Source organism: Pantoea sp. DY-5, from assembly GCF_019795955.1.
In the GTDB taxonomy this organism is placed as follows: Bacteria; Pseudomonadota; Gammaproteobacteria; order Enterobacterales; family Enterobacteriaceae; genus Pantoea; species Pantoea leporis.
In genome coordinates this window covers 557284-578262 of sequence record NZ_JAIMIE010000002.1, presented here as the reverse complement: position 1 = coordinate 578262, position 20979 = coordinate 557284, and the positions used below count along the sequence as shown (strand labels likewise).

The following is a 20979-nucleotide window of genomic DNA, read 5'->3' as shown; positions in this document are numbered from 1 at the left end:
GCCGGGCGTTTTGTTTCTATAATCCGCCAGATTTGAAGGTCTTGTTGGCGGGCGCACCGTTAGTCGCGGGGTTTTGCTTTCCTAACGTCTCCATGCGCACCTGGAACGGCGGGAACGGCATCTCAATGCCATGCTCCTCAAAGCCGCGCAGAATCAGCTGATGCAGTTCATGGCGCAGCGGCATGCGATGCCCCATCTCCGCTGCATGCACGCGCAGTTCAAACAGCTGAATACCTTGCTGCAGATCGACAAGGAACACATCCGGCGCTGGCATATCGAGCACGTAGGTGCAGCGATCGGCTGCCTGCTTAAGAATGTTGGTCACTTCATCACTGTTGACTCTGGCGGGCGCTGGAATCGTCAGCACCACACGCGTCACTGAATCCGACAGCGACCAGTTCACGAACTGCTCAGTGATGAAAGCCTTGTTCGGCACGATGATCTCTTTGCGGTCCCAATCGGTGATGGTGGTGGCACGCGTGTTGATGCGCGTGATGCTGCCCGTCAGGTCGCGAATGGTCACGGTATCGCCAATACGGATCGGTTTCTCAAACAGGATAATCAGGCCGGAGATAAAGTTAGCGAAAATCTCCTGCATCCCGAAGCCCAACCCCAGACCCAACGCCGCAACCAGCCACTGCAGCTTCGACCACTCAATGCCCATCATTGAGAAGCCAATCAAGCCGCCAATCAGCATCAAAGCATACTTGGTCAAAGTGGTAATGGCGTAGCCGGTGCCCGGCGCCAAACTGAGATGCTGCAACAGCGCCAGCTCCAGCAGCGCCGGCATGTTACGCACCAGCTGCGTGGTGATGATCAGCACCAGAATCGCAATCAACACCGCACCCAGCGTAATCGCCTGCACGCTGTCCACGCCCTGAATGGTAGTGCTGGCATTCCACAGCGGAATGTTATCAAGGAAGCTAAACGCCGAGTGGATTTCTGACCACAGCACAATCACCGAAACCAGCGCAATCAGCGTCAGGATTGAACGCACCAGACGCAGCGACTGTGCGCTGATCTCATCGAGATCAATGCTTGGCTCATCGATTTCGATGGTGTCGGCATTCGCTGGCGTTGATTGCTCTTTCTCTTCTTCACTGCGCGCGCGGTTGGCCAGCATATCGGCACGACGCTGACGTGCACGGTCAAAGGCGATGCGGCGGCGCTGAATCAGCATCCAGCGGCGGATGATGTGATACACCACCAGCAGGAAGAACCAGATGCCCACCGAGGTTTCCAGACGCGCCAGCAGCGCCTGCGCGGTGGCGAGATAACCGATGCAGGAGGCGAGGGCAGCCACCAGCGGCAGGGCGATCATCAGGTTCCACAAAATGCGGTTTACGAAGTTATCACCGTTGCCCTCTTTATCCAGATAGAGCGGAATACCGGCGCGTTTCAGGCTAACGGTAACGATACTCAGCGCGCCACAAATCAGGATGAAGCACACGCGTCCCAGCGTGCCGGAGAATTGCGGATCGTCGAGATTGGCAAAGGCGATCAGTAGCATGATCAGCGGCACAATCAGCCCTACCGATAGCGAGTAATAGCGCATGGCACGCGCCACGCGCGCTTGCGGCCAGCGGAAATGCACCACAAACAAGCCATCGGGACGCGCAAACGCCGCGCTGATCATAAAGGCCCACAGCAGCGGCAGCGTGGCGGTGATGCCATCGCCAATCGCCACGGCGAACGGATAAGGCCAGGCATGCTGTAAACCGTAACCGAGCGCGGCCCACAATACCGGCAGCGGCACCGCCACCAGAATCGACCAAAATACCGTGCGCAGCGTCAGGCTGAAGCGATCCTGCGTCACTTTGCCGACGCGGCTGGCGGAGCGCTCCATAAAGGCGTTGTAGTGACGACGCGAGCTGATGCTGAAGCCAACCAGCAGAATCGCACCAATAATCGGTAACACGGTTTCGCGATTGGTAAACATCATCGCCAGCGCTTTGCCGAGTTGGCCGGCGGTATCCAGCGACAGCAGACGCTTGAGATCCTGCGCCATCTCCACCGGGAAATTCAGGCCGATGGTATTAACGTCAGCGGTCCAGAACAGATAGCGATGCGTCGCATCTTTAACTTCGGCTAAGGCATCCTGCAGCTGCGTATTGGAAACTTTAAGCTTGGTGATTTCCAGAATCAGCGTATCGCAACCGGAAATCAGTGAGTTCAGCAGTTCGCGCTGGGTTTTAAGTTGCGCTTCGAGGATGCGTACCTGATCGCTGCTGAACGGCGTGCCGTCATCCTGCTTGGCTTTGCGCAGTTCCTGCTGGCGCTCCAGCAGATCCTCATAATGCAGACGCTGCACGCGCAGCTGGCCCATTTCGCTGTCAATCTGCTGAGATTTCGGCATCTCCGGCAGACGGGCAACCTGCGCGCGTAAGGCTTCGCCCAACAGATTGGACGCCCCCAGCCATTGCGACTGCTCACGCAGCGTGCTCAGCGCCTGACGCACCTGCAAGGTCTGATTGGTGGCGAGACGCTGCTGCGAAGCGACTAAATCCATGCGCTGCGCTTGCTGATTGAGGTCTGCGGAGAGTTCGCGGTTAACGCGGAACTGATCGCTGATCGAACTCGGCAGATCGCCGCTGTTTTCCGCCAACTGCTCGGTGCGCTCAAGCGCCAGTTCAGCTTCGCGCTGGCGCTGATTGTTGAGCTGATTGCGCAGCGCCTGCAGATAGTTATCCAGTTGAGTCGCTTTGCGCTGATGTACTTCGGCGCGCATGCGCGCCAGTTCCTGACGGTTATTCGCCGAAAGCTGCGCCAGCTCTAACTCGTCCACGCGCGCTTTATTGGCGGCGTTTTCCGCCTGACGCGCGTAAATCTGCGCCTGCGCCAGCGGCGTAGTCGCCGTCGAAGCGCTCTGCGCGCGACGATCGCTTTCGGTCATCGCCCGGCGTGCATCGGTTTGCTGCTGCGGCAGCTGCGACAGTGAATCGCTAATCTCGCGCGCGCGATCCTGCTCCTGCTGCGCCTGGCGGCCTTCCTCCAGCAGCTGGCTGCTAACCTGCAACAGCTCCTGATCCAACTCGGCGCTGCTCATATTGCTGCGCACCGCCTTGCTGCTGTCCGTCAGCGTGGCGATCTGCTGACGTAATTCGCGCGCCAGCCGCGGGAAATCATCAATCACCTGCTGATACTGCTTCGCGCGCTCCAGCGACTCATCGCGCTCGTTGAGGAAATTGATCGCCGATTCGAGCGCCTGCACCTGCTCGGTTTGCGCGGGTGAGGTTTTCGCCGATTTAGCCGCATCCAGTTCCTGCTTTAGCTGGCTGGATTGCGGAACGGTGGCTGCAAATACAGAACTGCTGAGCACAAGGCTCAGCAGCAAGGAGAGGAAAACACGCACGGGAGAGATTCCGGGTTATTTGCTAAGTGAGACGCTGTCGCCAGGCTGAGGCAGGGCGATGGCCAGCGGCTGACCGAGGCGGGTTTTGCTTTCGGCTTCGAGGCTTTCTGCCAGCTTCACGCGGTTAGGCGCGAACAGGTTGATCACCGTTGAACCCAACTTGAAGCGACCCATTTCCTGGCCTTTCAGCAGCACCACCGCACCATCATGATCGGCAGACGGATAACGCCAGCGTTTAATCACACCTTCGCGCGGTGGCGTAATGGTGCCCGCCCACACGGTTTCGATGCTACCCACAATGGTGGCACCGACAAGGATCTGCACCATCGGGCCATGATCGGTATCGAATACGCAGATCACGCGCTCGTTACGCGCAAACAGATTCGGGATGTTACGTGCGGTCAGCGGGTTGACGGAGTAGAGATCGCCCGGCACATAGATCATTTCGCGCAGGATGCCGTTACACGGCATATGCACGCGGTGATAATCGCGCGGGGCGAGATAAGTGGTAACAAACTCGCCATCATGGAACTGATCCGCCAGATCGTCGTTACCGGCCAGCAGCGCCTGCAGGCTGTAAGTGTGACCTTTGGCCTGGAAAATCTGATCGCCGGCAATGCGGCCCAGCTGGCTGATCGCGCCATCGGCGGGCAGCGCCAGTAAAGAGGCGTCAGGATCGATCGGACGTGCGCCCTCTTTTAACGGACGCACGAAGAAATCATTGAAGGTGCGGTAGCTGCCGGTATGTGGCTTGCTGGCTTCGGCCATATCCACTTTGTAGTACCAGACAAATATGTCGATGACCGCTTTAGTGAGCCAGCCACCACGACGGCTGGCGCCCCAACCGGCGAGCTCGGTGAGCCCTTTTTTAGGCAAAATATGATTCAGGCCGAGTTTAAAACGATCAAACACCGTTGCCTCCTGGCTTAATTACGTGTCGTTAACAAAAAAGGGGGCGGATTGTAGCAGCGCCCCAGCGCGTTGGCGAATGTGCCGTTGTACTGCTTAATCTGCGTCGGAGGAAAAGTTTTTACGCGTCTTTACCTGCGCCATACTTTCCAGAATTCGGTGGTAGTTATCGAAGCGCGAGATATCAATCTTGCCCTCTTCTACCGCTTCGCGAATGGCGCAGCCAGGATCGGTATCATGCTTACAGTCGCGGAAACGACAACCGCCAAGGAATTCACGGAATTCGACAAAGCCGCGCGTCACTTGTTCCGGCTCCAGATGCCATAAACCAAACTCACGCACCCCCGGTGAATCGATCACATCGCCGCCCGCCGGGAAGTGGTAAAGGCGTGACGCGGTGGTGGTGTGCTGACCTAATCCAGAAACGTTCGACACATCGTTGGTCAGAATTTCAGCCGCTACCTCCAGGCCAAGCAGGTTATTCAGCAGGCTCGATTTACCCACGCCAGATTGGCCGGCAAAGATGCTGACACGGCCGGTTAAGGCGCTTTCCAGTTCAACCAGGCCATCTTTGGCGTGGCTGGAAACCATCAAGACGCGATAACCAATGTTGCGATAGATCTCCATCTGCTCATCAACAAACGCGCGGCCTTCGGCATCTAAAAGGTCGGTTTTGTTGAGCACCAGCAGCGGTTCCACGCCAAGGGTTTCGCTGGCGACCAGGTAACGATCGATGATGTTGAGTGACAGCTCTGGCAGGATCGCCGAAACGATAATGATCTGATCGATGTTGGCGGCGATCGGTTTCACGCCGTCATAGAAGTCTGGGCGCGTAAGCACCGTCTTACGTTCGTGTACCGCTTCGACGATCCCTTTGCCGCCGCCAATGGCAGCGCGCCATAAAACGCGATCGCCAGTGACCAGCGAGCGAATAGTGCGGCGGATGTTACAGCGATGCACAACGCCTTCGCTATCTTCCACGTCTGCGTGCATGCCGAAACGGCTGATCACCACGCCATCAGCCGCTTCTCCAAACAGACTATCATCCGGCTCCGGCTTATCGCTCCGTTGCTGCAGACGACGCTGATGGTTGGCGCTTACGCGACGTTGTTGACCTTTCGACAGTTTGTTTTTACTCACGCATCCTCTCACGGCTTTCGCCAGGTTTCGCCCTGCTGGGCAAAACGTCTATGATACACCTGAAATGAGTTTAATGACGACTTTGGCAACAGGCGGGAAACGCATGACAGCTGGAAATGAAAACAACCTGATTTGGATCGACCTCGAAATGACCGGATTGGATCCGGAACGCGATCGCATTATTGAGATCGCTACCATCGTGACCGATGCCAACCTTAACATCCTGGCAGAAGGCCCGGTGTTCGCGGTGCATCAATCTGACGATCAGTTGGCGTTGATGGATGACTGGAACGTGCGCACGCACACCAATAGCGGATTGGTGGCGCGCGTCAAAGCCAGCGAGCACGATGACCGTGCGGCGGAACTGGCCACCATCGAGTTCCTGAAACAGTGGGTGCCAGCGAACACCTCGCCGATTTGCGGCAACAGTATTGGTCAGGATCGTCGCTTCCTGTTTAAGTACATGCCTGAACTGGAAGCCTATTTCCACTATCGCTATCTTGATGTCAGCACGCTGAAAGAGCTGGCGCGCCGCTGGAAACCAGATATCTTGCCAGGTTTTAAAAAGTCCGGTAGCCATCAGGCGCTGGATGATATTCGCGAGTCCGTCGCCGAGTTGGCGTACTATCGCGAGCACTTCCTGCAGCTTTAACCGCCGCGGGTGCGCAGGAAATCATCAGGTTGTCGATAAAAGCAGCGAACGCGCGGAAAGCGCAAAATTTTGCTTTTAGACTCTTGCGACTGAAAGGATTTCTCGTATAATGCGCACCCCGTACCGGTGAAGAATTTCATGCGGAACGGAGAAGTAAAGTAGTACGGCGAAGTTCAGAATCGAGTAGTTGAGTTGGGTACAAGGCGGCAACTGAGCGAATATCTGGGAGCTTACTTCAGTAAGTGACCTGATTGAGTGAAGGCAGCCAACGCAGTAACCAACACAAATACGATGATTATGCGGGAATAGCTCAGTTGGTAGAGCACGACCTTGCCAAGGTCGGGGTCGCGAGTTCGAGTCTCGTTTCCCGCTCCAAACTTTCGTTGAGTAGTAAACCTCTAATGCGGGAATAGCTCAGTTGGTAGAGCACGACCTTGCCAAGGTCGGGGTCGCGAGTTCGAGTCTCGTTTCCCGCTCCAGAGTTTGTAGTAAACCATCCAAATCACGGATTTAGTCGTTAGCGTGATTGTTGTGACAAAAATACGAAGAGTCAGAATCGAGTATTTTAGTTTGCAACAAGGCGGCAACTGAACGAATCCCTGGGAGCTTACATGAGTAAGTGACCTGGGTGAGTGAAGGCAGCCAACGCAGTAGCAGACTAAAATACGAAGATTATGCGGGAATAGCTCAGTTGGTAGAGCACGACCTTGCCAAGGTCGGGGTCGCGAGTTCGAGTCTCGTTTCCCGCTCCAGATTTTCATATTCACTAATGTTATTTGCCCTTAGGCGCAATCAGAATTAAAACAGCTGCAGATCTTTTTTGATCGCATGCGACACCGTTTTTTTCTGGAAATTTTGCACGCCTCGCTAGCAGCGATAATGCTTGTTGTCTGATGCAGTTATCTTACAGGTTATCCACAATGTGCCTGCAAGCTTCTGACGGCGTTTTCCCCGATGTTTAAAACTGTTTTGAACAGAGTTATCCACAAGCTCTGGACAAACCCCCTGCGCGCTAAATACGACGTGAATATTTACAATAATCGCTTAATTGATTGATTTTTAAGTGGTTATAACTATTTCAGACTGTGATCTTGCCCTTAAGACGAAATTACGATCTCCGTCACGATTCAGTGGGATAATTTTATTCACAGCATGTGGAAAAGCGTTTTATCCTGTGCGACTGCTCAATCACGCATCACGTGGCAGGCCTTTTTCGACCGCGCGCACCAGCCGCTGTTTCTTCGCTGGCTGCACTTCTACCGCTTGCGCCGCGCGTTTCTGCAACTGCTGTGCAATCGCCCATTCAATATGCTCATCAAGCAGGGGATGTTCGCCGCTGCGCAATGCTAATGCCGCCATATTTTCTTCTGCCCAGGGCGCATTGCCCAATGCCACCGCAATATTTCGCAACCAGCGCAAATGCCCAATACGCCGAATCGCTGAACCTTCGGTGATACGCAGAAATTTGGCTTCATCCCATTTGAACAGATCGGTGAGCGGCGGCGCATGCAGCACCGCGCGCGGCGAGAAATCATCTTCATCGGTTAACTGGCCGTAACGATTCCACGGGCAGATCAGCTGGCAATCATCGCAGCCATAAATTCGATTACCAATCAGCGGACGGAACTCTTCAGGAATTGCGCCTTCCAACTCGATGGTGAGATAGGAGATGCAGCGACGCGCATCGACCACGTAAGGTTCGACGATAGCGGAAGTGGGGCAGATAGTGATACAGGCGACACAGCGTCCACACTGCTCTTCCTGGGGCTGATCGACCGGTAACGGCAGATCAATCAGCAGTTCGCCAAGGAAGAACCACGAACCCGCTTCACGGTTCAGGATCAACGAATGTTTGCCGGTCCAGCCTAAACCGGCTTTAGCGGCAATCGGGCGTTCGAGAATCGGTGCGGAATCGACGAACGGGCGAAAATTGCGTTCGCCACAGTGCGCCTGAATCATTTCTCCAAGCTTTTTCAGTCGATTGCGCAATACTTTGTGGTAGTCGCGGCCCAGCGCATAGCGGCTTACATAGCCCAGCTGCGGATTTTTTAAGGTGCTGGCAAAGGCGGCTTTAGCTGGAAGGTAATTCATGCGTACGCTAATCACGCGCAGCGTGCCAGGCAGCAGCTCATGCGGCCGCGCACGCATCATGCCGTGGCGCGCCATCCAATCCATCTCGCCATGATATTGCTTATCCAGCCACGCCTGCAGTTTGGGCTCTTCGGCGCTCAGATCGGTATCGCAAATACCGACCTGTTGGAAGCCGAGGTCGCGTCCCCACTGTTTAATTTGTTCAGCGAGCTGTTGAAGATCGAGAGGATATGACATGAGAAACCAGGCAATTGAAGCAAACGCGCGCAGTTTAACACACTCTGTCTGGCCTGCGCAGGCGATGGCGCAACTGGAACGCGATGCCGCCGATAGCCTGGGCTTAACGCTGTTTGAGCTGATGCAACGTGCGGGCCAGGCCAGCTATGAATTAGGCCGCCAGCTGTGGCCGCAGGCGCAGCATTGGTTGATCCTGTGCGGGCACGGCAACAATGGCGGCGATGGTTATGTGGTGGCGCGACTGGCGCAGGCAGCAGGATTGAACGTGACGCTGCTGGCGTGTGCGGGCAGTAAAGCTCTGCCAGAAGAGGCGCAGCAGGCGCAAGACGCATGGCTGGCGGCGGGCGGTGTGATTCACGCGGCGGATGCGCCCTGGCCGGAGCAGGTTGAGGTGATTGTCGATGCGCTGCTCGGCACCGGCCTGAATCGCGCGCCCGCCGATCCTTACGATCGCCTGATCACACTCATCAACGCGCATGCCGCACCGGTGCTGGCGATCGATATTCCCTCTGGTTTGCTGGCGGCTAATGGCACGGCGCCGGGCAAAACGGTCATCGCCGATCACACGTTGAGCATGATTACGCTGAAACCCGGCCAACTGACCGGCAAGGCGCGCGATTACGTTGGCGTTCTGCACAACCATGAGTTGGGCTTGTCGGCATATCTTGCCGCTGAGCAGGCACCGATTTCACGCTATGACGCCGGGGATTTAACGTGCTGGCTGAAACCACGTCGCGCTACCTCTCATAAAGGTGATCAGGGGCGGCTATTGGTGGTCGGCGGCGACAGCGGCACGGCGGGCGCGATTCGCATGACCGGTGAAGCCGCCCTGCGAACCGGCGCCGGACTTGTGCGCGTGCTGACACATGAAGATAATATTGGCCCGATTCTCACCGCGCGACCGGAGTTAATGGTTGATGCGCTGAGCGATGAACGGCTGGATCAGGCGCTGGAGTGGGCGGATGTGATCGCCGTTGGACCGGGGCTCGGCCAGCGCGATTGGGCTCAGAAGGCACTGAAAAAGATCGCGGTCAGTGAAAAGCCGATGCTTTGGGATGCGGATGCGCTTAACCTGCTGGCAATCAAGCAGGATAACCGTCAGAATCGCATCATTACGCCGCATCCCGGCGAAGCTGCGCGCTTGCTGGGGGTGAAAACTAGCGAGATTGAGAGTGACCGCTTACACGCTGCGCGCGCCTTGGCGAAACGCTACGGCGGCGTGGTGGTTCTGAAAGGCGCGGGCACGGTGATTGCCAGCGCGGCGGGTGACATCGCCATTGCCGATGTGGGCAACGCGGGCATGGCGTCTGGCGGCATGGGCGATGTGCTGAGCGGGATTATTGCCGCTCTGCTCGGCCAGAAACTTACATTACTTGATGCAGCCTGCGCAGGCTGTGTCGCGCATGGGGCAACAGCCGATGCCGTCGCGCGTCAGCGCGGTACTCGCGGCATGTTAGCCACTGATTTGTTCGAGCTGCTGTGGCAGTTTGTTAATCCAGAGATGATCCAACAATAAAGCATGAAGACCTGTGTTATCCCTTTGCCCGATGAGGCGGCAACCCTGAATCTGGGTGCGCAATTGGCGCGCGTCTGCAACAGCGCGCTGGTGATCTATCTTTATGGCGATTTGGGTGCCGGTAAGACCACCTTTAGCCGTGGTTTTCTGCAGGCGCTCGGCCATCAAGGCAATGTAAAAAGCCCAACGTATACGCTGGTCGAACCCTACGAGCTCGGCTCTCGCACGCTGTACCATTTCGATCTCTATCGTCTTGCCGATCCCGAGGAGCTGGAGTTCATAGGCATCCGCGACTATTTCACCGGCGATGCGCTCTGTCTGGTGGAGTGGCCGCAGAGGGGCACCGGCGTGCTGCCTGAGCCCGATTTAGCGCTGACGTTGCGCTACGTGGATGCGGCGCGTGAAGCCGAAATAAGCGCGATTTCCGCCACGGGCGAAGCGCTGTTAACCCAATTCCAGCAAGGCAGGGATCCGGCATGATGTCACGGATGAAAATCATTGTACTGGGCTTGCTGTGCCTGTTTTCTGCCTCGGCGTTGTCTGCCACGTTATCGGATATCAAAGTCGAAAATGGCGATAGCCAGGCTACCGTCACGCTGAGCTTTAACGGTCAGCCCGTATATGGCTTTTTTCCGCTGCACAATCCCAATCGTGTGGTGCTGGATATTCGTCAAAGCGGCGCGATTAAAGGTTTGCCGCTCAATTTTAGTGGCGAAAATATTGTGCAGCGCATTCGCCATAGCCAGCCGAAGGATAAGCAAAGCCTGCGTTTGGTGTTCGAACTGACGCAGCCCGCGCAGACGCGCGCCAGCACGCAGCGCGATGGCAATAATTATCGCGTGGTGTTCACCATTCGTGGGACGCAGCCAGCGAAGCGCCCGGCCGCAGCCGCGCCTGTTACCACCGCGCGTGAAAGCCAGCCGAGCAGCAGCAGCCAGGGCAATCCGTTCAACGCCAATCAGGTGACAGCGGTGACCAGCAGCAATACCACCGTGCGTCCCGGCAACTCGGTTAGTCGCAACGATGTGGTAATTGTGGCGATTGATGCCGGGCACGGCGGTCAGGATCCCGGCGCATCCGGCCAGCACGGTTTGCACGAGAAAAATGTCACCATCTCAATTGCGCGTAAGTTGAAAGCGCTGATGGATCAGGATCCGATGTTCAAACCGGTGCTGACGCGTAACGGCGACTATTTCATCTCGGTAATGGGCCGCTCAGAAGTGGCGCGTAAAGAGAACGCGAACCTGCTGGTATCCATTCACGCCGACGCCGCGCCAAATCACTCAGCCACTGGCGCATCGGTTTGGGTGCTGTCTAACCGCCGCGCCAATAACGAAATGGCGAACTGGCTGGAACAGAAAGAAAAACAATCTGAGCTGCTGGGCGGCGCAGGGGATCTGCTGGCGAACAGCCAGGCCGATCCCTATCTTAGCCAGGCAGTGCTGGATTTGCAGTTTGGTCATTCACAGCGTGTAGGTTATGACGTCGCCGTCAAAGTCCTGCAGCAGTTGCGCGGTATTACGCCGCTGCATAAGCGTCTGCCGGAACATGCCAGCCTTGGCGTTTTACGTTCCCCGGATATTCCCTCTTTACTGGTTGAAACCGGCTTTATTAGTAATGCCGCGGAGGAGCGGCTGCTTGGCAGCAGCGCGTATCAGGAGAAGATTGCTCAGTCGATTTATAAAGGCCTGCGCAATTATTTCCTTACGCATCCGCTGCAATCGATCCCAAAGGAGGAAAACCGGCCGCTGGACAGCGCACCAGCGGTTAGCGTCGCCAGCAACCCGGCGACCGGCACGGTGCAATATACCGGTGCAACGCAGCGTCATACCGTCACGCGTGGCGAAACGCTGTCGGGCATCGCGGCAAAATATGGCGTGAGCATGGCGACGTTACGTGAGATGAATAGCCTGAAACGCGATGTGGTTTGGGTGGGACAGCGCCTGAAGGTGCCCGCGAAATCCAGCGTCAGCGTGGCGGCGAGTCGTCCAACCCGGCATAAAGTGGTGCGCGGTGATTCCCTCACGGCGATTGCCGCGCACTATGGCGTGAGTTCAAAAGCCATCATGCAGGCGAATAATATGAAGTCGAGCAATGTGATGCTGGGGCAAAACTTAAAAATTCCGCAATCCTGATTGTTGGCTCCCTGTGAGCCAACCAGCCAGAAGGATCACCACCATGCCAATACAGATTTTACCGCCGCAGCTGGCGAACCAGATTGCCGCAGGCGAAGTGGTTGAGCGCCCGGCGTCGGTCGTAAAAGAGCTGGTGGAAAACAGCCTTGATGCCGGTGCCACGCGCATTGATGTCGATATTGAGAAAGGTGGCGCGAAGCTCATCCGCATTCGCGACAACGGCTGCGGCATCGCCAAAGCCGAGCTTGCAATGGCATTGGCGCGGCATGCGACCAGCAAAATTGCTTCGCTTGATGACCTTGAGGCGATCATGAGCCTCGGCTTTCGTGGCGAAGCGCTCGCTAGTATCAGTTCCGTTTCTCGTTTAACGCTGACTTCACGCACCGCCGACCAAAGCGAAGCCTGGCAAGCCTACGCGGAAGGGCGCGACATGGATGTGACGGTGAAACCGGCTGCGCATCCGGTAGGTACCTCGCTGGAAGTGCTCGACCTGTTCTATAACACGCCCGCTCGCCGCAAATTCATGCGCACTGAAAAGACCGAGTTTACCCATATCGATGAGGTGATTCGTCGTATTGCGCTGGCACGCTTTGACGTCGCTATTTCGCTTAGCCACAACGGTAAGTTAATGCGTCAGTATCGCGCGGTCAGTGAAGATGCGCAGCGGGAGCGGCGTTTAGGGGCCATTTGCGGCACCACGTTTATGCAGCACGCTTTACGCATTGAGTGGCAGCACGATGATTTAGCGCTGCGCGGTTGGGTCGCCGATCCTCACGGTTCGCGCCAGGTTACCGATCTGCAATATTGCTACGTCAACGGACGCATGATGCGCGACAAGCTCATCAATCACGCGATTCGTCAGGCTTATCAAACGCAGCTTGGTGACGAGCAACAGCCGGCTTACGTGCTCTATCTGGAGATCGACCCGCATCAGGTGGATGTCAACGTCCATCCGGCTAAGCACGAGGTGCGTTTTCATCAGTCGCGTCTGGTACATGATTTTATCTGGCAAGGTGTGATGAGTGCGCTGCAAGCCAGCCGCGCGCCGGAATTGCCCATCGCCCACGCCGAAGAACCAGCGCCAAAGTGGCAGCCAGAAAACCGTCAGGCGGCAGGCGCGAACCACTTTGCACAACCCAGCAACACGCCACGCAGCGGCGGCGCTTCTGCGGCCGCGAACTGGCAGAACAAAGAGCCGGTTTACAGTGCGCGTGAAGGTAATGCCTATAAGCAGTTGATGAAAACGCCGATGGTAGAAACGCCGCGCGCTGCGCCAGTTCCTGCCGCGGCTCCGGTACGTCTGCCGGAAAAGCGTGAAGCGCCGCTGGCCGCCCATGCGCAAAGCTTCGGCCGTGTGTTGAGTGTTTTGCAGGATCGATATGCGCTGCTGGAACGTGGTAGCGCATTGCAATTGTTATCGCTGGCCGTGGCGGCGCGCTGGCTAAAACAGGCCCAGCTTGAACCAAGGGAAGAAGGTTTAAAACCGCAGCCGCTGCTGATCCCGGTGCGCCTGAAAATTGCTGCGCCCGAGCTGGCTGCCATCGCCGATCATGCCGCGCTGCTGAGCCAGATGGGCATTGATTTACAACGAGAAGGGCAACACGTGACGTTGCGCGCGGTGCCTTTACCGTTACGAACACAAAATTTACAAATCTTGATTCCAGAACTGTTAGGCTACCTGGCCCGGCAGCAAGAGGTTTCTGCATCCACGTTGGCCCAATGGCTGGCGCGTCGAGATGATGCAGAAGACACTCACTGGAATCACTCGCAGGCGATTGCACTGCTGGCAGAGCTGGAAAGGCTTTGTCCGCAACTGCTGAAGTCGCCGCCTTCAGGTCTGTTACAGACCATTGAGATTGAGAGCGCGCTAAACGCGTTGAAGCATGAGTGAACTAAACCAGGCTAGCCGGCCAAAGGCAATTTTTTTGATGGGGCCTACCGCCTCCGGTAAGACGGCATTAGCGATTTCGCTGCGTCAGCAACTTCCGGTGGAACTTATTAGCGTTGACTCTGCCTTAATCTATCGCGGGATGGATATTGGCACGGCGAAACCGTCGGCAGAAGAGTTAGCACTGGCGCCCCATCGTTTGCTGGACATTCGCGATCCGGCGGAAGCGTATTCCGCCGCAGAATTTCGTCGCGATGCGTTGGCAGAAATGGCGGATATCACCCGGAAGGGGAAGATTCCGTTGCTTGTTGGTGGAACCATGCTCTACTTCAAGGCATTACTTGAAGGATTGTCGCCGTTGCCCTCGGCCGATCCCGAGGTGCGTCAGCGAATAGAGCAAATGGCGGCGGAGAAAGGGTGGGAAGCCTTGCACCGTCAGCTGTGTGAAATCGATCCGGTCGCCGGTAGTCGTATTCATCCGAATGATCCGCAGAGACTTTCGCGAGCACTGGAAGTTTTTTTTATTTCGGGTAAAACTTTAACGGAACTGACAAAAACCTCCGGCGAAGCGTTACCCTACGACGTGTACCAGTTTGCTATCGCACCTGCGAGTCGTGAACTGATACATCAACGCATTGCGTTGCGTTACGACCAGATGCTAGCGTCAGGATTTGAAGCGGAGGCTCGTGCACTGTTTGCGCGAGGTGATTTGCATACGGACATGCCTTCCATTCGCTGTGTAGGTTATCGCCAGATGTGGTCTTATTTGTCAGGTGAAATCGATTACGACGAAATGGTTTATCGGGGAATTTGCGCCACTCGGCAGCTCGCTAAACGCCAGATGACCTGGTTACGTGGCTGGCCTGAAGTACACTGGTTAAACAGTGATGAGCCAGAGTTAGCGCGTAATGCGGTGCTTAAGGTAGTTAGTGCGTAGCAGGGATGATTGTGTACAATTGGTCCGTTATCGTGCGCAAATTTTTACGCAGTTTTTCTGAACCACGGTTCTTAAAGCAACAAACAACAAGCATATAAGGAAAAGATAGAATGGCTAAGGGGCAATCTTTACAAGACCCGTTTTTGAACGCATTGCGTCGTGAACGTGTACCGGTTTCGATCTATTTGGTGAATGGTATTAAGCTGCAAGGGCAAATTGAATCCTTTGATCAGTTCGTCATTCTGTTAAAAAACACGGTCAGCCAGATGGTGTATAAGCACGCCATCTCTACAGTGGTTCCTTCTCGTCCAGTGTCGCACCATAGCAATAACGCGGGCGGCAGCGGTGGTAGCAGCAACTATCATCACAGCGGAAGCAATCAAAGCGCTCAGTCGCAGCCACAACAAGACGGCGATAACGCAGAATAATTTTGCGCTGCCGTAAAGCCAGGGCTGGAGAACGAGCACGTTTTCCTGTCCTGGTTATTTTATTTTAGCGAGGTTATAGCTTGTTTGACCGTTATGATGCCGGTGAGCAGGCCGTACTGGTACACATCTGGTTCTCCCAAGACAAAGAGCTGGAAGATTTGCAGGAGTTTGAAACTCTTGTCTCTTCTGCGGGCGTTGAAGCGCTGCAAGTCATTACGGGCAGCCGTAAAGCGCCACATCCCAAATATTTTGTCGGTGAAGGAAAGGCAGTTGAAATTGCCGATGCGGTAAAAGCGAGTGGAGCATCGGTCGTTTTATTCGATCATGCCTTAACTCCTGCTCAGGAACGTAATCTTGAACGGCTGTGCGAATGTCGCGTAATCGATCGCACCGGCTTAATTCTCGATATATTCGCCCAGCGCGCCCGCACCCATGAGGGTAAATTGCAGGTCGAGCTGGCACAACTACGCCATTTAGCAACCCGTTTGGTTCGCGGATGGACACACCTTGAACGCCAGAAAGGCGGTATCGGTTTACGTGGTCCGGGTGAAACTCAGCTGGAAACGGACCGACGCTTGCTGCGTGGCCGTATCAGTCAGATTCTCTCCCGTCTTGAACGCGTCGAAAAACAGCGCGATCAGGGCAGACAAGCGCGTGCCAAAGCTGACGTGCCAACCGTTTCGCTGGTGGGTTACACCAACGCCGGTAAATCCACCCTGTTCAACGCGATTACCACTGCGGATGTGTACGTAGCGGATCAACTGTTCGCGACACTGGATCCGACATTGCGCCGTTTGAATGTGGCGGATGTGGGTGAAGTGGTTTTAGCAGACACCGTTGGTTTTATCCGTCATTTGCCGCACGACTTAGTCGCGGCGTTTAAAGCCACGCTGCAGGAAACGCGTCAGGCGACATTGCTGCTGCATGTGATTGACGCTGCCGATTTGCGCGTGAATGACAACATTGATGCGGTAAATGAAGTTCTGGAAGAGATTGAAGCCGACGAAATTCCGGCGCTGTTGATCATGAACAAAATCGATATGCTTGAGGACTTTGTGCCGCGTATCGATCGCAACGAAGAGAACCAGCCGATTCGTGTGTGGTTATCTGCACAGAGCGGCGTGGGTCTGCCGTTGCTGTGGCAGGCGCTCTCTGAGCGTTTAGCCGGTGAAATCGCGCAGTACGATTTACGTCTGCCGCCGGAAGCGGGCCGTTTGCGCAGTCGTTTTTATCAGTTGCATGCTATAGAAAAAGAATGGAATGAAGATGATGGTTGTGTGAGTTTGCACGTGCGTATGCCGATAGTTGATTGGCGTCGTCTGTGTAAACAAGAGCCGTCGCTAGCCAGTTATATTGTTTGAAATTGCCCAAACGCCTTTACTCAATATCTTTTAGATTGTCGTCATTATCGTTGCAGGCCGTATGTGCAGGATTTACCCGAATATTTCGGATTCCAGCAAGGCGGCAACTGAGTGAATCCCAGGAGCTTACATCAGTAAGTGACTGGGGTGAACGAAGGCAGCCAACGAAGCTGCAATCCGAAAGATGAAGGGTAAAAAACGTAAATACAATAAATGGAGTAGAAACATGGCGTGGAATCAGCCCGGAAATAACGGACAGGACCGCGACCCGTGGGGAAGCAGCAATAATCAAGGCGGCAACTCTGGGGGAAATAAAGGAGGTCGCGATCAGGGACCACCTGATCTGGATGATATCTTCCGAAAGTTGAGTAAAAAACTCGGCGGACTGGGCGGTGGCAAACAGAATGACAATGGCCAGCGCAGCGGCGGTAGCGGTGGCAAAGTGGTTGGCATTGTTGCCGTAGCGGCAGTCGTTATCTGGGCGGCTAGCGGTTTCTACACCATCAAAGAAGCGGAACGTGGCGTCGTCACGCGCTTTGGCAAATTTAGCCATCTGGTTGAGCCAGGCCTCAACTGGAAACCGACTTTCGTCGATCAGGTTCGCGCCGTAAACGTAGAAGCCGTACGTGAACTGGCTGCGTCTGGAGTGATGTTGACGTCGGATGAGAACGTAGTGCGCGTTGAGATGAACGTGCAGTACCGCGTGACCGATCCTGAGCGTTATCTGTATGCCGTGACCAGTGCCGATGACAGCCTGCGTCAGGCCACCGACAGCGCCTTGCGTGGCGTTATTGGTCGCTCAACCATGGACCGCATCCTGACGGAAGGTCGTACCGTGGTGCGTAGCGAAACTCAGCGTGAGCTCGATGAGACCATTCGTCCGTACAACATGGGTATTACCCTGCTGGACGTCAACTTCCAGGCGGCGCGTCCACCGGAAGAAGTAAAAGCCTCATTTGATGATGCGATTGCCGCGCGTGAAAACCGTGAACAGTACGTTCGTGAAGCTGAAGCTTATTCGAACGAAGTTCAGCCGCGTGCTAATGGTCAGGCGCAACGTATCCTCGAAGAGGGGCGTGCTTACAAAGAACGTACGGTGTTAGAAGCGCAGGGTGAAGTAGCACGTTTTGCTCGCTTGTTGCCTGAATATAAAGCTGCACCAGAAATCACGAAAGAGCGTCTCTACATTGAAACCATGGAACGTGTGCTGAGTCATACCCGCAAGGTGTTGATCAGCGATCGTGGTAATAATTTGACGGTTCTGCCATTGGATCAACTGATGCGTGGTGGTCAGGCATCTGGCCAGGGCGGTCAGAAAATGACTAATTTAATGAAGTCTCCTTCGTCGTCCGATAGTAATGCGAGCCGTGGAGATTCTTCATCTTACAGTCCAGACAGCATCATGGATCAGCGTCGCGCCAATGCGCTGCGCAACGATACCCAGCGCCAGGGGAGGGAGTAATCGATGCGTAAGCCAATCATCGCCGTAATTATTGTAGTGCTGGTGGTGCTTTACGCGTCACTGTTCGTGGTGCAGGAAGGCCAACGCGGCATCGTGCTGCGCTTTGGTAAGGTTCTGCGTGATGACGAAAACAAACCGCTGGTGTACGCACCGGGTCTGCATTTCAAAATTCCGTTTATCGAAACCATGAAATCACTGGATGCGCGCATTCAGACCATGGATAACCAGGCTGACCGCTTTGTTACCAAAGAGAAGAAAGACCTGATCGTTGATTCTTACATCAAGTGGCGCATCAGTGACTTCAGCCGTTACTACCTGGCAACCGGTGGTGGCGACGTTTCTCAGGCAGAAGTGCTGCTGAAACGTAAGTTCAGTGACCGTCTGCGTTCTGAAATGGGTCGTCTGGATGTGAAAGACATCGTGACCGATTCGCGTGGCCGTTTAACCACCGACGTGCGTGATGCCCTGAACACCGGCAGCGCTGGCAATGATGATGACGTTCAGACGCCAGCAGCGGATGATGCGATTGCGAGTGCGGCAGCACGTGTAGAACGTGAAACCAACAGTAGTGAGCCGGCACCAAACCCGAACAGCATGGCTGCGTTAGGTATTGAAGTTGTCGACGTGCGCATCAAGCAGATCAACCTGCCGACTGAAGTCTCTGACGCGATCTACAACCGTATGCGTGCTGAGCGTGAAGCGGTAGCGCGTAGTCAGCGTTCACAAGGTCAGGAAGAGGCAGAGAAACTGCGTGCACAGGCCGATTATCAGGTCACGCGTACGCTGGCAGAAGCACAGCGTGAAGCGCTGATTTCGCGCGGTGAAGGTGATGGTGAAGCGGCAAAACTGTTTGCTGATGCCTTCAGCCAGGATCCGGATTTCTATGCTTTTATCCGCAGCCTGCGTGCCTATGAGAATAGCTTCTCAGACAATCAGGATGTGCTGGTGCTGAGCCCGGATAGCGATTTCTTCCGCTATATGAAAGCACCCTCTAACGCCACGCGTTAAGAACTGATATAAAGTCCAGGCCGACAATGTTGTCGGCCTTTTTTTTGGGAAAAAATCATGAATTCAACCATCTGGATGGCGCTGGCTTTGGTTTTGGTGCTGGAAGGACTTGGACCGATGTTTATGCCACGCGCATGGCGGCGGATGATTCTGGCGATGACGCAGTTGCCCGATCGTCTCTTACATCGTTTTGGTGGCGGTTTAGTAGTGGCCGGCGTGGTGATTTACGCCATGATCAGCATGCATGCGCGCTAATCTTCGTAAATTTGTGTGAGGCCGCCCGACTCAATTGTGTCTGTTGGTCGTTGTTCCCCCAACATGTTGTGAGCTGAGCAAAACTCAGGCAAAAAACAGCGCAATCGTATGCTAAAAGTGCTGAAAGAGTAAAAGTCAGGTGGTAGAATCCATTTTTAAGCAATCGGTGATTTTGAAAAAATGGGTAAGAACGTCGTCGTACTGGGCACCCAATGGGGTGACGAAGGTAAAGGTAAGATCGTAGACCTTCTGACAGAGCGCGCGAATTACGTCGTGCGTTACCAAGGTGGCCATAATGCAGGCCACACACTTGTCATCAACGGTGAAAAAACCGTCCTCCACTTAATTCCATCTGGCATCCTGCGTGAAAACGTCACCAGCATCATTGGTAATGGCGTTGTACTGTCGCCTGAAGCGCTGATGAAAGAGATGAAAGGCCTGGAAGAGCGCGGTGTGCCGGTACGTGAACGTCTGTTGATCTCTGAAGCCTGCCCATTGATTCTGCAGTACCACGTAGCAATGGATGTGGCGCGCGAAAAAGCGCGTGGCGCTAAAGCTATCGGCACCACCGGTCGCGGTATCGGTCCTGCCTATGAAGATAAAGTGGCACGTCGCGGTCTGCGCGTGAGCGATCTCTTCAACAAAGAAACCTTTGCGGTGAAGCTGAAAGAGATCGTCGATTTCTACAACTTCCAGCTGGTTAACTATTACAAAACCGACGCAGTTGACTACGAAAAAGTGCTGAGTGATACGCTGGCGGTTGCCGATATCATTACCAGCATGGTGGTTGATGTGTCCGATCTGCTGGACGGCGCGCGCAAGCGTGGCGACCTGATCATGTTCGAAGGTGCGCAGGGTACGCTGCTGGATATCGACCACGGAACCTATCCGTACGTGACCTCCTCAAACACCACCGCCGGTGGCGTAGCGACGGGTTCAGGTATTGGTCCACGCTATGTTGATTATGTGCTGGGTATCGTGAAAGCCTACTCAACGCGCGTGGGTGCCGGTCCATTTCCGACCGAACTGTTCGACGAAACCGGCGAGTTCCTGTGTGCGCAAGGTAACGAGTTTGGCGCGACCACCGGTCGTCGTCGTCGTACCGGCTGGCTGGATGCGGTTGCCGTTCGCCGTGCCGTACAGATCAACTCCCTGTCAGGTTTCTGCATGACCAAACTGGACGTGCTGGATGGCCTGAAAGAAGTGAAAATCTGTGTCGCTTATCGCATGCCAGATGGCCGCGAAATGACCACCACGCCGCTGGCAGCTGAAGGCTGGGAAGGCATTGAGCCGATTTACGAAACCATGCCAGGCTGGAGCGAGACCACATTCGGCGTTAAGACGCTGGAAGGTTTGCCGCAAGCTGCACGTGACTACATCAAACGTGTAGAAGAAGTGACCGGTGTGCCGATTGATATTATTTCTACCGGCCCAGACCGCAGTGAGACCATGATTCTGCGCGACCCGTTCGACGCATAATCTCCTCAGGCCGGACTCTGTCCGGCCTTTGTATTTCTAATCTTTGACTCCACTCACTCTATTTTTTCTTGCAAATATCGATACTTGCCGGAAAAAAACGCACCGGCCACCACGCTCTGGTTTATCATC

The 20979-nt window shown here is 55.1% G+C and carries 16 protein-coding genes and 3 tRNA genes; 15 read left to right on the top strand and 4 right to left on the bottom strand.

Annotated elements, in window-relative coordinates; all coding sequences use genetic code 11:
- Positions 1-16 precede the first annotated feature (16 nt).
- From mscM to rsgA, 3 genes are all read right to left on the bottom strand, one after another.
- Positions 17-3352 (bottom strand): miniconductance mechanosensitive channel MscM, encoded by a 3336-nt coding sequence (mscM, locus tag K5Y30_RS10915; RefSeq protein WP_101762853.1) that lies wholly within the window; start codon positions 3350-3352, stop codon positions 17-19.
- 15 nt (positions 3353-3367) lie between these two features.
- The gene (asd, locus tag K5Y30_RS10910; protein WP_222211387.1) at positions 3368-4264 is read right to left on the bottom strand and encodes an archaetidylserine decarboxylase; all 897 of its coding nucleotides are present in this window, start codon (positions 4262-4264) and stop codon (positions 3368-3370) included.
- Positions 4265-4357: 93 nt separating this feature from the next.
- Positions 4358-5401 (bottom strand): small ribosomal subunit biogenesis GTPase RsgA, encoded by a 1044-nt coding sequence (rsgA, locus tag K5Y30_RS10905; RefSeq protein WP_101762855.1) that lies wholly within the window; start codon positions 5399-5401, stop codon positions 4358-4360.
- Between the two features lie 103 nt (positions 5402-5504).
- Between rsgA and orn the strand changes: the two genes are divergently transcribed.
- The 4 genes from orn to K5Y30_RS10885 all read left to right on the top strand — a co-directional run bounded on the left by orn (position 5505) and on the right by K5Y30_RS10885 (position 6805).
- A complete protein-coding gene (gene orn / locus K5Y30_RS10900) occupies positions 5505-6053 on the top strand; it encodes an oligoribonuclease (RefSeq protein ID WP_101762856.1) in 549 nt (182 codons plus the stop codon).
- A 299-nt stretch (positions 6054-6352) separates the two neighbouring features.
- Positions 6353-6428, top strand: a tRNA-Gly gene (locus tag K5Y30_RS10895).
- 28 nt (positions 6429-6456) lie between these two features.
- Positions 6457-6532: transfer RNA gene (locus K5Y30_RS10890), tRNA-Gly, on the top strand.
- Between the two features lie 197 nt (positions 6533-6729).
- Positions 6730-6805, top strand: a tRNA-Gly gene (locus K5Y30_RS10885).
- 436 nt (positions 6806-7241) lie between these two features.
- On the opposite strand, the gene queG is transcribed toward K5Y30_RS10885, so the two are convergent.
- Positions 7242-8381, bottom strand: a complete 1140-nt coding sequence (gene queG / locus K5Y30_RS10880) for a tRNA epoxyqueuosine(34) reductase QueG (protein WP_101762857.1) — start codon at positions 8379-8381, stop codon at positions 7242-7244.
- Between queG and nnr the strand changes: the two genes are divergently transcribed.
- The 11 genes from nnr to K5Y30_RS10825 all read left to right on the top strand — a co-directional run bounded on the left by nnr (position 8380) and on the right by K5Y30_RS10825 (position 20850).
- Positions 8380-9897 (top strand): bifunctional ADP-dependent NAD(P)H-hydrate dehydratase/NAD(P)H-hydrate epimerase, encoded by a 1518-nt coding sequence (gene nnr, locus K5Y30_RS10875; RefSeq protein ID WP_137386611.1) that lies wholly within the window; start codon positions 8380-8382, stop codon positions 9895-9897. The genes queG and nnr overlap by 2 nt on opposite strands.
- A 3-nt stretch (positions 9898-9900) precedes the next feature.
- Positions 9901-10377: a tRNA (adenosine(37)-N6)-threonylcarbamoyltransferase complex ATPase subunit type 1 TsaE gene (gene tsaE / locus K5Y30_RS10870; RefSeq protein WP_222211386.1), complete on the top strand. Its 477-nt coding sequence runs from the start codon at positions 9901-9903 to the stop codon at positions 10375-10377.
- Complete coding sequence (amiB, locus tag K5Y30_RS10865) at positions 10374-12032, top strand: N-acetylmuramoyl-L-alanine amidase AmiB (protein WP_192236119.1); 1659 nt, start codon at positions 10374-10376, stop codon at positions 12030-12032. The genes tsaE and amiB overlap by 4 nt, the downstream gene beginning before the upstream one ends.
- 43 nt (positions 12033-12075) lie before the next feature.
- Positions 12076-13923: a DNA mismatch repair endonuclease MutL gene (mutL, locus tag K5Y30_RS10860; RefSeq protein WP_222211385.1), complete on the top strand. Its 1848-nt coding sequence runs from the start codon at positions 12076-12078 to the stop codon at positions 13921-13923.
- Complete coding sequence (gene miaA / locus K5Y30_RS10855) at positions 13916-14857, top strand: tRNA (adenosine(37)-N6)-dimethylallyltransferase MiaA (RefSeq protein ID WP_110867436.1); 942 nt, start codon at positions 13916-13918, stop codon at positions 14855-14857. Before mutL ends, miaA begins: the two co-directional genes overlap by 8 nt.
- 110 nt (positions 14858-14967) lie before the next feature.
- The gene (gene hfq, locus K5Y30_RS10850) at positions 14968-15285 is read left to right on the top strand and encodes an RNA chaperone Hfq (protein ID WP_101762863.1); all 318 of its coding nucleotides are present in this window, start codon (positions 14968-14970) and stop codon (positions 15283-15285) included.
- Between the two features lie 80 nt (positions 15286-15365).
- Positions 15366-16646, top strand: coding sequence for a ribosome rescue GTPase HflX (hflX, locus tag K5Y30_RS10845; RefSeq protein ID WP_222211384.1), 1281 nt, complete (start codon positions 15366-15368; stop codon positions 16644-16646).
- A gap of 226 nt (positions 16647-16872) precedes the next feature.
- The gene (hflK, locus tag K5Y30_RS10840; protein WP_176970566.1) at positions 16873-18108 is read left to right on the top strand and encodes an FtsH protease activity modulator HflK; all 1236 of its coding nucleotides are present in this window, start codon (positions 16873-16875) and stop codon (positions 18106-18108) included.
- 3 nt (positions 18109-18111) lie between these two features.
- Positions 18112-19116: a protease modulator HflC gene (gene hflC / locus K5Y30_RS10835; RefSeq protein WP_101762865.1), complete on the top strand. Its 1005-nt coding sequence runs from the start codon at positions 18112-18114 to the stop codon at positions 19114-19116.
- 57 nt (positions 19117-19173) lie between these two features.
- Positions 19174-19371 (top strand): DUF2065 family protein, encoded by a 198-nt coding sequence (locus K5Y30_RS10830; protein ID WP_008103612.1) that lies wholly within the window; start codon positions 19174-19176, stop codon positions 19369-19371.
- A gap of 180 nt (positions 19372-19551) precedes the next feature.
- Positions 19552-20850: an adenylosuccinate synthase gene (locus K5Y30_RS10825; protein ID WP_008103611.1), complete on the top strand. Its 1299-nt coding sequence runs from the start codon at positions 19552-19554 to the stop codon at positions 20848-20850.
- Positions 20851-20979 lie beyond the last annotated feature (129 nt).